General features: G+C 68.5%; 10 protein-coding genes. 9 read left to right on the forward strand and 1 reads right to left on the reverse strand.

Annotation, left to right across the window (positions count from 1 at the left end):
* Window positions 1-114: 114 nt before the first annotated feature.
* From CDO81_RS07460 to CDO81_RS07495, 8 genes are all read left to right on the forward strand, one after another.
* Window positions 115-2,862, forward strand: a complete 2,748-nt coding sequence (locus CDO81_RS07460) for a TonB-dependent receptor (protein ID WP_088482556.1) — start codon at window positions 115-117, stop codon at window positions 2,860-2,862.
* 58 nt (window positions 2,863-2,920) lie between these two features.
* Window positions 2,921-4,282 (forward strand): GH1 family beta-glucosidase, encoded by a 1,362-nt coding sequence (locus CDO81_RS07465; protein ID WP_088482557.1) that lies wholly within the window; start codon window positions 2,921-2,923, stop codon window positions 4,280-4,282.
* Window positions 4,283-4,417: 135 nt separating this feature from the next.
* Window positions 4,418-5,647 (forward strand): ABC transporter substrate-binding protein, encoded by a 1,230-nt coding sequence (locus tag CDO81_RS07470; RefSeq protein WP_088482558.1) that lies wholly within the window; start codon window positions 4,418-4,420, stop codon window positions 5,645-5,647.
* A 136-nt stretch (window positions 5,648-5,783) separates the two neighbouring features.
* Window positions 5,784-6,674: a carbohydrate ABC transporter permease gene (locus CDO81_RS07475; protein WP_088482559.1), complete on the forward strand. Its 891-nt coding sequence runs from the start codon at window positions 5,784-5,786 to the stop codon at window positions 6,672-6,674.
* Window positions 6,675-6,799: 125 nt separating this feature from the next.
* The gene (locus CDO81_RS07480; RefSeq protein ID WP_088482560.1) at window positions 6,800-7,666 is read left to right on the forward strand and encodes a carbohydrate ABC transporter permease; all 867 of its coding nucleotides are present in this window, start codon (window positions 6,800-6,802) and stop codon (window positions 7,664-7,666) included.
* Window positions 7,663-8,718: an ABC transporter ATP-binding protein gene (locus CDO81_RS07485; protein ID WP_088482561.1), complete on the forward strand. Its 1,056-nt coding sequence runs from the start codon at window positions 7,663-7,665 to the stop codon at window positions 8,716-8,718. Before CDO81_RS07480 ends, CDO81_RS07485 begins: the two co-directional genes overlap by 4 nt.
* 12 nt (window positions 8,719-8,730) lie before the next feature.
* Window positions 8,731-10,122 (forward strand): glycoside hydrolase family 30 protein, encoded by a 1,392-nt coding sequence (locus CDO81_RS07490; RefSeq protein ID WP_088482562.1) that lies wholly within the window; start codon window positions 8,731-8,733, stop codon window positions 10,120-10,122.
* A 113-nt stretch (window positions 10,123-10,235) separates the two neighbouring features.
* A complete protein-coding gene (locus CDO81_RS07495) occupies window positions 10,236-12,503 on the forward strand; it encodes a putative bifunctional diguanylate cyclase/phosphodiesterase (protein WP_088482563.1) in 2,268 nt (755 codons plus the stop codon).
* On the opposite strand, the gene asd is transcribed toward CDO81_RS07495, so the two are convergent.
* Window positions 12,489-13,325 carry an archaetidylserine decarboxylase gene (gene asd / locus CDO81_RS07500; protein ID WP_088482564.1) on the reverse strand — a complete coding sequence of 279 codons (837 nt, stop codon included), beginning with the start codon at window positions 13,323-13,325 and terminating at the stop codon, window positions 12,489-12,491. The genes CDO81_RS07495 and asd overlap by 15 nt on opposite strands.
* A gap of 192 nt (window positions 13,326-13,517) precedes the next feature.
* On the opposite strand from asd, the gene trhO reads away from it, so the two are divergent.
* Complete coding sequence (gene trhO, locus CDO81_RS07505; protein WP_158218186.1) at window positions 13,518-14,315, forward strand: oxygen-dependent tRNA uridine(34) hydroxylase TrhO; 798 nt, start codon at window positions 13,518-13,520, stop codon at window positions 14,313-14,315.
* The last annotated feature ends 48 nt before the right edge of the window (window positions 14,316-14,363 follow it).

Here is a 14,363-nt window from a genome sequence, read left to right on the forward strand (position 1 = left end):
GGCGGCGCGTTTGGAACCGGTTCCATTTTGTCGGGCGACCGACCCGCCTGGCAAGCGGGCCACCCCGCGGGGCACCTTCCCAAGCAGCGAACAAGACGAACCAGGAGACAAGCCATGACCCACCCCTTGCTGCGCGCCGCAGAGCGCGCCCCCCTGCCTTCACGGCGGCGCCCGACCAGCCGCCACACGCCCGTCGCGGCCGTCTGCGCCGGGCTGCTGAGCCTGCCGCTGCTGTCGGCCGCGCAGACCGCGCCCACGACAGACCAGAAGCTGGAGACAGTGACGGTCACAGGCTTTCGCGCCAGCCTGGAGTCGTCGATCAGCACCAAGCGCAATGCGGACGCCATCGTCGAGGCCATCTCGGCCGAGGACATCGGCAAGCTGCCCGATGTGTCGATCGCTGACGCCATCTCCCGCCTTCCCGGCCTCACCGCCCAGCGTGTGGCTGGGCGCTCCTCGGTCATCAGCATTCGCGGCATGGCGCCGCGCTATGGCGTGACGCTGCTCAACGGGCGCGAGATCGTCTCCACCGGCGACAACCGCTCGGTGGAGTACGACCAGTTCCCGTCCGAGCTCATTAACGCCGCCACGGTCTACAAGACGCCCGACGCCAGCCTGTCGGCCCAGGGCCTGTCGGGCACCGTCAACATGAAAACGCTGCGCCCGTTGGACTTCGGCAAGACGCAGGCCGTCGTTGGCGCGCGTCTGGAGCGCAACTCCAACGGCTCGCTCAACCCCGAGATCTCCGGCACCGGCAACCGCCTGAGCGCCTCCTACGTGACCCAGTCGGCCGACCGCACCTGGGGGGCAGCCATCGGCTTTGCGCACCTGGACTCGCCCAACCAGGAGAAGCATTACAAGAGCTGGTGGTGGGCCAACACCAACGACTGGGGCTCGCCGCTGGCCGGCACCCCGACCGATTCGGTCGCGCTGCAGGGCTTCGAGCTCGGCGCCGCGTCATCCAGCCAAAAGCGCAACGGCCTGATGGCGGTGCTGGAGTACAAGCCCAACGCGCAGGTGCACAGTACGCTGGATCTGTACTACTCCAAGTTCGACCAGACGGAGGCGCGCCGCACCGTCATGTCCGACATGTCCACCTGGGCCGGCGTGAGCTGGAGCAATGCGGCCACCACCGTCGTCAGCGGGGACAAGATCGTCACCAGCGGTGTGGTCAATGGCGCCAAGCCGGTGGCCCTCACCACCTACAACAAGCGCCAGGATGACATCCGCGCCATTGGCTGGAACAACGAGCTGAAGCTGGCGGACTGGACGCTGGCGGGCGACCTGAGCTGGTCCAAGGCCAAGCGCGACGAGCAGAACGCCGAGTTGCAGGCGGGCGCGCTGGCGCCCATTAGCCTCGGCCAGGCCACCATTGCCACCGGCGATGGCCTGTCCACCTTCGCGCCGGCCTTCGATTTCTCCGATGGCAAGGCGGTCTATCTGGGCGACCCCTCCGGCTGGGGGCGCGACGGCCGCAGCCAGTTCCCCAAGGTGCGCGATCAGATCAAGGCCCTGAAGCTCAGCGCCGGCCGCGGCTTCGAGGGCTGGTTGAACCGGTTTGACGCGGGCCTGGACTACTCCGAGCGAGACAAATCCATGAACCGCACCGAGGTCTACTACAACCTCAAGAACGGTCGCACCCCGGTGCTCATCCCGTCGGCGCTGCTGCGCGACCCCACCGACCTGAGCTTTGCGGGCAGCAACATCCGCATGGTCAATTTCGACCTGCCCAGCGCCCTGGGCCTGTACGACGTGGCCACCGCGGCGGCCGACCAGGCGCCCGGTCGCGTGTGGTCTGTGCACGAGAAGGTGACGGCTGCGCACGCCAAGCTGGGCTTCGACTTCGATTGGGGCGTTCCGGTGCATGGCAACCTGGGATTGCGCGTGGTTCACGCCCAGCAGGATGCGAACGGTGAGCTGTGGGATTCGAAGGCCAAAGTCACGTTGCCCATCACGGGAGGTACTTCCTACACCGACACCTTGCCCAGCTTGAACGTGACGGTCGACCTGACGCCGGAAACTCTCCTTCGCTTCGGCTTGGCCAAGGTGATTGCACGCCCGAACATGGAAGACATGCGGGCCGGCGTGACGGATGTGACCGTCGATCAAACAACGCGAACCTGGCAAGCCAGCGGCGGCAATCCGAAGTTGGAGCCGTGGCGAGCCAACGCGGCCGATGTGTCGCTGGAGCGGTATCTTGGCAAGCGAAGCTATGTGTCAGCGGCGAGCTTCTACAAGAAGATCAAGAACTTCGTGTACTCCCAGACCATCCTGGCGGACTTCACCGGTTTTCCCAACCCGACGAGCTACACGCCCATCAGCAACATCGGGCGATTCAACACGCAGGCCAACGGCAAGGGCGGCATGATCGCCGGCACCGAACTCAGCGCCTCGCTCGATGGCTCGCTGGTGAGCCCCTCGCTGGACGGCATCGGATTCACGCTCAGCTACTCCGACACACGCAGCTCGCTGCACGAGGATGACAACGTCAGCAAGCCGCTGGACGGCCTCTCCGGCGTGGCCACCAACTTCACGGTGTATTACGAGCGCGATGGCCTGTCGGCTCGCATCGGCAGCCGGCACCGTTCGCCCTTCGTCACCACGGTGCGCGGCACCTTCGGCGAGAACGTGCCGAGCATGATCTCGGGTGAAACCATCGTGGACGCGCAGATCGGTTATGCCTTCGAATCCGGCCCCTGCAAGGGCCTGTCGCTGACGCTGCAGGTCAACAACCTGACCGACCGCGCCTACCGCACGCGTGTGGGCATCTCCACCGGCTCCAAGGACCCGACCGCGACCCTGCCGGAGCGCTACACGACCTACGGTCGGCAGTTCCTGATCGGCGGCAGCTACAAGTTCTGAGCTTTCTCCACTGCGCCGGTCCGGGCAGCCGCCCGGCGGGCGCCTTATCACCTGACCCATGACCGTCCATCCCGTGCCCGCCCGCTCCGACTTCCCCGCCGACTTCCGCTGGGGCGTCTCCACGTCCTCCTTCCAGATCGAAGGCGCCGGCCGTGAAGACGGCAAGGGCGAGTCCATCTGGGACCGCTTCTGCAGCCAGCCCGGCCGCATTCGCGACGGCAGCGATGCGCAGGTCGCCTGCGACCACTACCACCGCTACCCGCAGGACCTGGACATGGCCCGGGCGCTGGGCGTGAACGCCTACCGCTTCTCCATCGCCTGGCCGCGCATTCTGCCGAAGGGGCGTCTCGGGCTCGGTGCCGTGAACGAGGCGGGCCTTGCCTTCTACGACCGGCTGGTGGACGCCATGCTCGAGCGGGGCCTGGACCCCTGGTGCACCCTGTACCACTGGGACCTGCCGCAGGCCCTGCAGGACGAGGGGGGCTGGACGGTGCGCAGCACGGTGGACGCCTTCGTGGCCTACACCGACGTCGTCACGCGCCGCCTGGGTGACCGCGTCAAGCACTGGATCACGCACAACGAGCCCTGGTGCTCCAGCATGATGAGCTACTGGGAAGGCGTGCACGCCCCTGGCGGCCGCAGCCTGCCGGATGCGCTGCAGGCCTGCCACCACATCCTGCTCTCGCATGGCCTGGCCATTCCGGTCATCCGCCGCAATGTGACCGAAGCGCAAGTCGGCATCACGCTGAGCCTGCATCCCATCACCGCGGCCTCTGACAGCGCCGCCGACCAGGCCGCCGTGCGGCGCCACGACGGCCTGCGCAACCGCTGGTTCCTGGACCCTCTCTTTGGCCGCGGCTACCCCGAAGACACGCTCGCGCTGCTCGGCGAGGCAGCGCCTGCTGTGCAGCCGGGTGACCTCGCCGCCATCGCCACCGCGACCGACTTCCTCGGCGTGAACTACTACTTCCCCGAAATGGTGGCCGACGATCCCACCGCCCTGCACAGCCCGATGCGCAGCCGCCTGGTGGAGCGCCACGGCGTGGAGCGCACCGGCTTCGGCTGGGAGGTGTCGCCCCAGGGTCTGGTGGACCTGCTCACCCGCGTGCAGCGCGACTACGCGCCCGCCGTGATCCAGCTCACCGAGAACGGTTCCACCTTCGAGGACGTGCTGACGCCCGAAGGCCGGGTGCATGACGCCGAGCGGCTGTCCTACCTGCAGCGTCACCTCGCCGCGCTCAAGCAGGCGCTGGACGCCGGCGTGCCGGTCAAGGGCTACTTCGCCTGGAGCCTGCTGGACAACTTCGAGTGGGCGGAGGGCTATCTGCGCCGCTTCGGCCTGGCCTATGTCGACTACCCCACCCAGCGTCGCATCCTGAAGGACAGCGGCCTCTGGTATGGCCGGTTTTTGAACGAATGATTAACGTCGCAACCCCCAGATTCAGCGGGGTACGGCCGGTTTCTAAATGAAAAATTACAGGGTCCACCCTCAGGCGCGCGGCGGCCAACCGCGCGACACTGCGGCTCCACCGACCCCACAAGATCCGGAGACAAGATGAAGTTCCCCCGCCACGCCCTGGCGGTGGCCGCCGTCCTGGCCGCCACTGCCTTCCCCGCCGCCGCGCAACTCAAGGCGGAGGTGATCCACTGGTGGACCTCCGGCGGCGAGTCGGCCGCGGCCAAGACCCTGGCCGAGGCCTACAAGGCCCAGGGCGGCCAGTGGGTGGACACCGCCATCGCGCTGGGCGAGCAGGCCCGCTCGGTGGCCATCAACCGCATCGCCGGCGGCAACCCGCCGACCGCGGCGCAGTTCAACACCACGCAGCAGTTCCGCGACATCGTCGAGCAGGGGCTGCTGAACAACGTCGACGACGTGGCCAAGCGCGACGGCTGGGACAAGTTCCTCCCCGAAACCGTGCTGCAGGCCATCCGGGTGAACGGCCACTACTACGCCGCGCCGGTCAACATCCACAACATGAGCTGGTTCTGGTTCTCCAAGGCCGCCTTCAAGAAGGCCGGCATCGCGGAAGAGCCCAAGAGCTTTGACGAGCTCTTCGCGGCGCTGGACAAGCTCAAGGCCGCCGGCCTCGTGCCCCTGGCCCATGGCGGCCAGCCCTGGCAGGACGGCATCGTCTTCACCGCCACGCTGGCCCACTACGGCGGCCGTGACCTCTACCTGAAGGTCTTCCGCGACCGCGACCCCAAGGCCATCATGGGCGAGGACTTCAAGAAGGTCTTGCTGGCCTTCAAGCGCCTGCAGAGCTACACCGACAAGGGCTCGCCCGGCCGCAACTGGAACGACGCCACCGCCATGCTCATCAACGGCCGCGCCGGTGTGCAGATCATGGGCGACTGGGCCAAGGGCGAGTTCGCCCAGGCCAAGCAGGAAGCCGGCAAGGACTACGGCTGCAGCTTCGGCTTCGGGCCGAACGCGCCCTACATCGTGCAGGGCGACGTGATGGTCTTCCCCAAGACCAGCAAGCCCGACCAGATCAAGGCCCAGCAGCTGCTGGCCAGCGTCATCACCCAGCCCGCCACCCAGGTGGCCTTCAGCCAGAAGAAGGGCTCCATCCCGATCCGCACCGATGTCGACGTGAGCAAGCTCGACATCTGCGCCCAGATGGGCGTGGCCGCGATGAAGGACAAGGCGCGCCAGCTCGGCAACGGCGAGATCTACATCACGCCTGACCAGAACGGCGCGCTGCAGGATGTGCTGACCAGCTACTGGAACCGCAACATCCCGGTCGAAAAAGTCCAGAAGGACGTCCTGTCTGCGCTGAAGTGATGCGACTTGTCGCGCACATGAACACAGCCACAGAGACACGGAGTCACAGAGAGGCCGTGCACAGGGACACATCTCTCTGTGTCTCTGTGCCTCTGTGGCTTTGTTGTTCAGCCTTCCCACACATCGCGGGGTCGCCATGACCAGCCCTCGACGTTTCCTCAAGCGCAGCGCCGCATGGTTCGCCCTGCTGCCTCTTGCCCTCATCGTGTGTGTCGGCTATGTCGGCACCGTGCTCTGGACGCTGCGCACGTCCGTCTCCAGCTCGCGCACCTTCCCCAAGGACGACTTCGTCGGCCTGCAGCAGTTCGAGCGACTGCTGGACAACGAGCGCTGGCAGCTCGCCATTCACAACCTGGCCGTCTACGGTGTGCTGTACATCGCCGCGGCCATGTTGATCGGCTTTCTGCTGGCGGTCTTCATCGACCAGAAGGTGCGTGGCGAGGGCGTGCTGCGCACCGCCTTCCTGTACCCGTACGCGATGTCCTTCGTTGCCACCGGCCTCGTGTGGCAATGGGTGCTCAACCCCGACAGCGGCCTGCAGAACGCGATGCAGCAACTCGGCTGGACGAACTTCCAGTTCGACTGGATCGTCGACCAGGACATGGTCATCTACACGGTGGTGATCGCCGGCACCTGGCAGGGGGCGGGTCTCGTCATGGCGCTGATGCTCGCCGGCCTGCGCGGCATCGACGAAGAGATCTGGAAAGCCGCGCGGCTGGACGGCATCCCGGCCTGGCGCGTCTACCTGTCGGTCGTGCTGCCCATGATGGGCCCGACGCTGGCCACCGTCTTCACGCTGCTCGCCGTCAGCGTGGTCAAGGTCTTCGACACCGTCGTGGCCATGACCCAGGGCGGCCCGGGTACGGCCAGTGACGTGCCGGCCAAGTTCATCATGGACCACCTCTTCGGCCGCGCCAACCTGGCGCTGGCTTCGGCCGGCGCCGTGATGCTGCTGATCACCGTGCTGGCCCTTGTCGCGCCGCTCGCCTACGTGCGCAGCCGCCAAAAGTCGCAGGGAGGCCACTGACATGCCATGCAAACAAAGCCACAGAGGCACAGAGCCACAGAGGCAGCGGGATGACAGTCCCTCTGTGTCTCTGCGCCTCTGTGGCTCTGTACCTTTCTCATGCGCAGCAGCCGAGGGCGACTGAGATGGCCAAGCAACGCAAAGTCACGGCCGTCTGGGCCCGCATCGGCATCTACGCCTTCCTGCTCGCGGCTGCCGCGTTCTTCCTGCTGCCGCTGTACGTGATGCTCACCACGTCCTTCAAGAGCATGGAGGAGATCCGCCTCGGGCAGATCTTCGCGCTGCCCTCGGCGCCCAGCTTCGACGCCTGGCGCGCCGCCTGGAGTGAGGCCTGCACCGGCGTCAGCTGCGAAGGCGTGCGGGGCGGTTTCTGGAACTCGGTGGCCATCGCCGTGCCCTCGGTCGTGCTGCCCATCCTGCTGGGCGCGGTCAACGGCTACGCGTTGTCGTGGTGGAAGCCCAGGGGCGGCGAATGGCTGTTCGGCATCCTGATGCTGGGCGCCTTCATCCCCATCCAGGTGATGATCTACCCGCTCGTCAAGCTGGAGGCCGCACTCGGCATCTACAGCAGCCTGCCCGGCATCGTTGTCGTGCACCTGGTGTTCGCCATGCCGATCATGACGCTGCTGTTTCGCAACTACTACGCAGGCCTGCCGGCGGAGCTGTTCAAGGCGGCGCGGGTGGACGGGGGCGGCTTCTGGCGCATCTTCGTGCAGCTCGTGCTGCCGATGTCCACGCCGATGCTGATCGTCGCGGCCATCATGCAGATCACCGGGGTGTGGAACGACTACATCCTGGGCTTGACCTTCGCCGGCCGCGAGAACCAGCCCATGACGGTGCAGCTCAACAACGTCATCAACACGACGACGGGTGAGCGCCTCTACAACCTCAACATGGCCGCGACCATCCTCACGTCGGCCGTTCCCCTCCTTGTCTACCTGATCTCCGGCCGCTGGTTCGTGCGCGGAATCGCTGCCGGAGCCGTCAAATGAGTGGCGTGAACATCCAGGGCCTGAGCATCAAGTTCGGCGCCAACGAAGTCATCAAGGGCCTGGACCTGCAGGTCGTCGAGGGCGAGTTTCTCGTGCTGCTCGGCCCCTCGGGCTGCGGCAAGTCCACGCTGCTGCACAGCATCGCCGGCCTGATCGATGTGAGCGGCGGCCGCATCGAGATCGGTGGGCAGGACATGACCGACGCCGAGCCCTCCGAGCGCGGCATCGGCATGGTGTTCCAGAGCTATGCGCTCTACCCGACCATGACCGTCGAGAAGAACATGAGCTTCGGCCTGCGGGTGGCGGGCACGCCCAAGGCCGAGATCGCCCGCCGGGTGGACAAGGCGGCGCAGATGCTGCAGCTCACGCCCTTGCTCCAGCGCAAGCCAGCCCAGCTCTCCGGCGGCCAGCGCCAGCGCGTGGCCATCGGGCGCGCCCTGGTGCGCGAGGCCGGCGTGTTCCTGTTCGACGAGCCGTTGTCCAACCTCGACGCCAAGCTGCGCGCTGAGCTGCGTCGGGAGCTCAAGCTGCTGCACCACACCCTGGGCAGCACCATGATCTACGTCACCCACGACCAGGTGGAGGCCATGACGCTGGCCTCGCGCATCGTGGTGATGAAGGGCGGCGTCATTCAGCAGATCGGCACGCCGGCCGAGGTCTACGAGCGGCCGGCCAACCTCTTCGTCGCCGGTTTTCTGGGCGCGCCGGCCATCAACCTCGTGCCCGCCCGCGTCGGTGCCGATGGCCGCACGCTCGACGGCGCGCTGCCGCTGCAGCTGGCCGAAGGCCGTGCCACCGCGGGCCAGGCCGTGGTGCTCGGCGTGCGCCCGGAGCACATCCGTCTGCAGGACGACGGTCGCTGGCGTGCCACGGTCGAGCTGGTGGAGCCCATGGGCAACCACCAGGTGGTGTGGATGAAGCTCGGCACCCAGGGCTTCTCGGCGCTGGTGCACGACGGCCGCCGGGTGGCCGCGGGCGACGTGCTCGCCTTCGACCTGGACGAATCGGCCCTGAGCGTCTTCGACGCCACCACCGAAACCCGACTGGACTGAGCCGTGAAGCCCATGCGCCGCCTCGCCCTTGTTGCCGCCGGCCTGGCCGTCGCTGCAACCACCGCCCACGCCGCGCCCGTGCAGGCCTGGCTGACCACGCCCGACCAGCAGCACCTGCTCGCCCCGAGCCCGGTGACGGCCGCGCCGGCACGCAGCGATGCCGTCGTGCGCGTCGACCCCGCGCGGCAGCACCAGCGCATGGCGGGCTTCGGCGCGGCCATCACCGAGGCTTCGGCCTGGCTGATGCGCCACGGCATGACACCCGTGCAGCGCGAGGCGCTGATGAAGGAGCTGTTCACCCGCGAGGGCGGCGGCCTGGGCTTCGACCTCACGCGGCTGACCATCGGCGCGTCGGATTTTTCGCGCCACCACTACAGCCTGAACGACATGCCCCCGGGCCAGACCGACCCGGCCCTGCGGCACTTCTCGCTGGACCCCGAGCGGGCGGACGTCATCCCGGCCGTCAAGCAGGCGCTGGCGCTGAACCCGCAGCTGCAGGTCATGGCCTCGCCCTGGAGCGCCCCGGGCTGGATGAAGACGACCGACAGCCTGGTGCAGGGCCAGCTCAAGCCAGAGTTCTACGGGGCCTTCGCCCAGTACCTGGTGCGCTATGTGCAGGGCATGGCGGCCGAGGGTGTGCCCATCTTCGCGCTGACGCTGCAAAACGAGCCCCACTTCGAGCCCGGCGACTACCCCGGCATGCGCATGACGCCGCGCACCCGCGCCGAGGTGGTGGGGCAACACCTGGGCCCGCTGCTGAAGGCTCAGGGCCTGAAGACGCAGATCCTGGAGTGGGACCACAACTGGGACGAGCCGTGGAGCCCGCTGTCCATGCTGTCTGACGCAGCCGCGCGCAAGTTCGTTTCGGGTGTCGCCTGGCATTGCTATGCGGGCGACGTGGCCGCGCAGTCGCAGGTGGCGCAGCACTACCCCGAGCTGGATGTGTGGTTCACCGAATGCTCCGGCGGCGAATGGAAGCCGCAGTGGGCCGAAACCCTGCCGTGGATCACCCGCAACCTCGTCATCGGCAGCACGCGGCATGGTGCCCGTGGCGTGCTGATGTGGAACCTCGCACTCGACCCGAAGCACGGGCCGCACCTGGGCGGCTGCAAGGACTGCCGCGGGGTCGTCACCATCGACCCCGCCACCGGCAAGGTCACGCGCAACATCGAGTACTACGCCTTCGGCCATGCGAGCCGCTTCGTGGTGCCGGGCGCGCGGCGTATCGCCTCCGAGGGCGGTGGCGAGGGGCTGGACCATGTCGCCTTCCGCAACCCGGACGGCAGCGTGGTGCTGGTCGCCAGCAACTCGGCCGCCTCGCCGCGGCGCTTCACGGTGCAGGCGCCGGGGCGCCGTTTTGCCTACGAACTGCCGGCCGGCAGTGTGGTGACGTTGCGCTGGTAAGGCCCGGCGCGGGGTGATGCGCCCGGGCCGGGCGTGACATCCATCCTGTGTTCTGACGACGGCCGGGCCCGTACGGGCTCGGCGGCGTAGGCCGTCGTCGCTACGATGGCCCGATGACATGGCTGCTGTTGATCAGCTCCAGCCTGCTGCTGATGCTTGGCATCACGCTGCTGGTGATGTCACGCCTGGAACCCGGCCACCTGCACATGCGCGACTGGGGCTGGATGCATGTCTTCCTCGCCTTCGGCCTGGCGTTGGGCGTGGCCCTGGTGCCCTCGGATGCGCAGTCGCTGCAATACCGTCTGCAGGCGCCGATCGCCACCGCGAGCATCATCGCGGCGCTGGCCTGGCAGCTGGCGGGCGCCAGCCACTACCGGGGCCGGCCCTGGCGCTGGCGGCGCACGGCGCCCCTGTTCATCGCTTTGCTCGGCTTCATCCTGGCGCTGGCCCTGGTGCAGCTGCGGCTGGCGGTGCTGGCCGCGGCATTGCTGCTCACGGCCGGTGCCTGGCTGGCCGCCTGGTGGCTGTGGCAGGGCGGCGAGCGGCATGAGCGCTTCGTGGCGCTGTGCTTCCTGGCGCTGGGTGGCGTGCACCTGAGCGGCCCCTTGTTCGACCCCCTCGCGCGCTCGCCCGCCACGCATCTGGCCGGCACCTATGTGCAGACCACGCTGGCGCTGGGCCTGCTGCTGCTGTCGGTGCGGCGGGCCCATGGCGAAGCCAAGCGCGTGGGCGAGCGCCTGCAGCAGCTCTACGAGCAGTCCATGCAAGGCTTGGTGGTGGTGCGCGCGGACGGCCAGGTGGCCTATGCCAATCCGGCCGCGCTGGCGATGTTCGGTGTCGACCAGGGGGCGGCCGTCGGCAGCATCGATCACCTCATCGGCGAGCAGCGCTTGGCGGAAGCCCGTCAGCGCTTCGACCGGCTGCTGCAGGCACGCGAGGGTCATCTCGCCTGGGAGGGCGAGCGCTTCCGGCAGGACGGGCGCGCGCTCTACCTGCGCGGCACCACCAGCTATCTCGAGTGGGAAGGCGAGCCGGCCCTCTTGGTGCTGATGCTGGACGACACCGAGCGCCAGCGCGCCACGGCGGCCCTGCGACGCCAGGCGCTGCATGACGAACTGACCGACCTGCCCAATCGCCATGCCGCGCTCGACCGCCTGGGCGCGCTGACCCAGCCCGGCGCCCCGGGCTTTGCGCTGCTGTCGGCGGATGTCGACCGGTTCCAGCTCGTCAACGAAAGCCTGGGCCACGAGACGGGTGACGCGCTGCTGCAGGCCATCGCCGCGCGCCTGCGCGAGAAGCTGGGTCCGGGCGGGCTGGTGGCCCGCCTGGGTGAAGACCAGTTCCTGCTGGTGCAGCCGGGCGTGGAAGATGACGACGCGGCGCACCTCACCGGCCAGCGGCTGCTGGCGCTCATGAACCCGCCGTTTCACATTGGCCACCGGGCGCTGCACGTGCATGTGTCGGTGGGCCTGGCGCGCTTCCCGCTGCACGGCGGCGACGGGGCGGCCCTGCTGCGCGCGGCCGACATCGCCATGCACCAGGCCAAGGCCCTGGCGGGCGCGGCCGTGGTGGTCTACCAGCCGGGCATGGCCACCGCCGCGCGCGGGCTGCTGGACATCGAGCAGGCCCTGGCCTGGGCCATCGAGCAGCAGGAGTTCCAGCTCGACTATCAGCCCAAGTACACGGCCGGCACCCGGCAGCTCGCGGGCTTCGAGGCGCTGGTGCGATGGCAACGCCCGGGTCGGGGCCGCGTCAGCCCGGCCGACTTCATCCCGGCGGCCGAGCGCACCGGCCAGATCGTGCCGCTGGGCGCGCTCATCCTGCGCCAGGCCGCGCAGCAGTTGCGCACCTGGCAGCAGCAAGGCCTGGCCCTGCTGCCGGTGGCGGTCAATGTGTCACCTCTGCAGTTCGAGGATGCAGGCTTTGCGGACTGGCTGCTCAACCTGGTGCTGGCGCATGGCGTGTCGCCCGCGCTGCTGGAGGTGGAGATCACCGAGACCGCGGCCATGACTCACATGGACCGCGTGCTGCCCCAGCTCGCCCGGCTGCGCGATGCGGGTGTGGGCGTGGCCTTCGACGACTTCGGCACCGGCCAGAGCTCGCTGACCCTGCTGCGCCGCCTGCCCATCACCACGCTCAAGCTCGACCGCAGCATGGTGGACCCGCTGCCCGAGCCCTCGGCCGGCGCGGTGGTGCATGCCGCCTGCGTGCTGGCCGGCTCGCTGGGGCTGGCCATCGTGGCGGAGGGCGTCGAGCGCGAGGAGCAGGCGGCCGAGGTCGAGCGACTGGGCTGCACGCATCTGCAGGGCTGGCTGCTGTCGCGGCCGCTGGCGCCCGAGGCGGCGGCGGCGCTGCTGGCCTCGGGGTCAGCGGGCCATTGATTCGCCCATGCGGATGCTGCCGCCCGGCTGCCAGGCCGGGTTGAACTGCAGGCCGCTCTTCTCGAACAGCATGACGACCGTGGAGCCGAGCAGGAAGCGGCCCATCTCGTCGCCCTGCGCGAGCGTGACCTGACCGGGCGCGTAGTCCCAGGCCTTCACGGCGCCGCCGCGCTTGATCTGGCCATGCCAGACCGTGGCCATGCTGCCCACGATGGTGGCACCCACCAGCACCAGCACCCAGCGGCCCAGGGTGTCGTCGTCGAAGACGCAAACGACGCGCTCATTGCGCGCGAACAGGCCCGGCACGCCGCGCGCGGTGGTGGGGTTCACCGAGAACAGCTCGCCCGGCACATGCACCATGCGCACCAGGCGGCCGGCGGCGGGCATGTGGATGCGGTGGTAGTCGCGCGGGCTCAGGTAGAGGTTGGCGAACAGGCCGTCCTGGAAGCGCGCAGCCAGTTCCGCATCGCCGCCCACCAGTGCGGTGGTCGTGAAGGTTTGCCCCTTGGCCTGGTAGACCTGGTCACCCTGGATGCGGCCGACCTGGCTGATGGCGCCGTCCACCGGGCAGATCAGAGGCGCCTGCGCCAGCGGGCGAGCGCCGGGCTTCAGCGCCCGGGTGAAGAAGTCGTTGAAGGTTGCGTAAGCGCCGATGTCCGGCTCGGCCGCCTCGGCCATGTCGACGCCATAGCGGGCCACGAAGCGGCGGATGGTGGAAGTCGTCAGGCTGCCCATGGGTTTGGCGGCGTAATGCCCGGCCAGGCGCGTGAGCGCCAGCTTGGGCATCAGGTATTGGGGCAGAACTTTGAGGCGGTCGGACATGTTCGAGTTCCAGCATTTCGGCCGAAGGAGCGCCTGACCCGGGTCGCAGGGAACAAAGCCACAGAGGCACAGAGACACAGAGAAAAGGCGTGACTTCTCTGTGTCTCTGTGCCTCTGTGGCTGTGTTGGAGAGCCCTTGCAGAAGCCGGTTGGCGCGATGGCAGCCAGTGTACGGGCCGACAATTCGCGTCCATGGCCCTGCTGCACAGCTCCTTCTACCGTTTTACCCCGATGGCGGACCCGACCGCCTTTGCCGACTGGCTGCGTGCCCGTGGTGCGGCGCTGTCGCTCGGCGGCGTGGTGCTGGTGGCCGAAGAGGGCCTGAGCGCGGCCATCGCCGGGGAGGCCGCCGATGTGCTGGCGATGGAGGCCGAACTGCAGGCGCTCCCCGGGCTGGCCGGCCTGCCCGTCAAGCACAACCGCTGCGAGCGCCGGCCGTTCAGCCGCTTCAAGGTCTCGGTCAAGCGCGAGATCGTCGCCTTTGGCGTGCCCGGCGTGTCGGGCATGCAGGCCGGCACCCACGTCAGCCCTCAGCGCTGGCGCGAGCTGCTCGACGACCCCGACACCGTGGTGATCGACAACCGCAACAGCTTCGAGTTCAAGCTCGGCCGCTTTCGCGGCGCCATCGACCCCGGCGTGGCCCACTTCCGCGACTTCCCGGCCTATGTCGAGGCCCACCGCGCCGAATGGCAGGGCAAGACGGTGGCCATGTACTGCACCGGCGGCATCCGCTGTGAGAAGACGGCGGCCTGGATGCAGGCCCAGGGCCTGAAGGTGGCCCAGCTCGACGGCGGCATCCTGAACTACCTCGCCACCTTCGACGACGCCGCAGCCGATTGGCAGGGCGAGTGCTACGTCTTCGACAAGCGCATCGCCATCGACGCCGCCGCCCGCGAGACCGGCACCACCGCCGAGCAGGTCTTCACCGACCCGGCAGACGCCTGGCGGCTGGCGCGGGCGAAGCGGCTGGACCCGGCGGCGGATGATTGAAGCCCCGAGCCGGAGCAAACCTTCCGCCCCTGCAGCGGCAACCTGGCG

Origin of the sequence: Roseateles puraquae (assembly GCF_002205845.1) — a bacterium.
GTDB lineage: Bacteria > Pseudomonadota > Gammaproteobacteria > Burkholderiales > Burkholderiaceae_C > Pelomonas > Pelomonas puraquae.

Excerpts from the sequence above, each read along its gene's own strand:
- CDO81_RS07460 (WP_088482556.1), top strand. The coding sequence starts at position 115 with ATGACCCACCCCTTGCTGCGCGCCGCAGAGCGCGCCCCCCTGCCTTCA.
- CDO81_RS07465 (WP_088482557.1), top strand. The coding sequence starts at position 2,921 with ATGACCGTCCATCCCGTGCCCGCCCGCTCCGACTTCCCCGCCGACTTC.
- CDO81_RS07470 (WP_088482558.1), top strand. The coding sequence starts at position 4,418 with ATGAAGTTCCCCCGCCACGCCCTGGCGGTGGCCGCCGTCCTGGCCGCC.
- CDO81_RS07475 (WP_088482559.1), top strand. The coding sequence starts at position 5,784 with ATGACCAGCCCTCGACGTTTCCTCAAGCGCAGCGCCGCATGGTTCGCC.
- CDO81_RS07480 (WP_088482560.1), top strand. The coding sequence starts at position 6,800 with ATGGCCAAGCAACGCAAAGTCACGGCCGTCTGGGCCCGCATCGGCATC.
- CDO81_RS07485 (WP_088482561.1), top strand. The coding sequence starts at position 7,663 with ATGAGTGGCGTGAACATCCAGGGCCTGAGCATCAAGTTCGGCGCCAAC.
- CDO81_RS07490 (WP_088482562.1), top strand. The coding sequence starts at position 8,731 with ATGCGCCGCCTCGCCCTTGTTGCCGCCGGCCTGGCCGTCGCTGCAACC.
- CDO81_RS07495 (WP_088482563.1), top strand. The coding sequence starts at position 10,236 with ATGACATGGCTGCTGTTGATCAGCTCCAGCCTGCTGCTGATGCTTGGC.
- asd (WP_088482564.1), bottom strand. The coding sequence starts at position 13,325 with ATGTCCGACCGCCTCAAAGTTCTGCCCCAATACCTGATGCCCAAGCTG.
- trhO (WP_158218186.1), top strand. The coding sequence starts at position 13,518 with ATGGCCCTGCTGCACAGCTCCTTCTACCGTTTTACCCCGATGGCGGAC.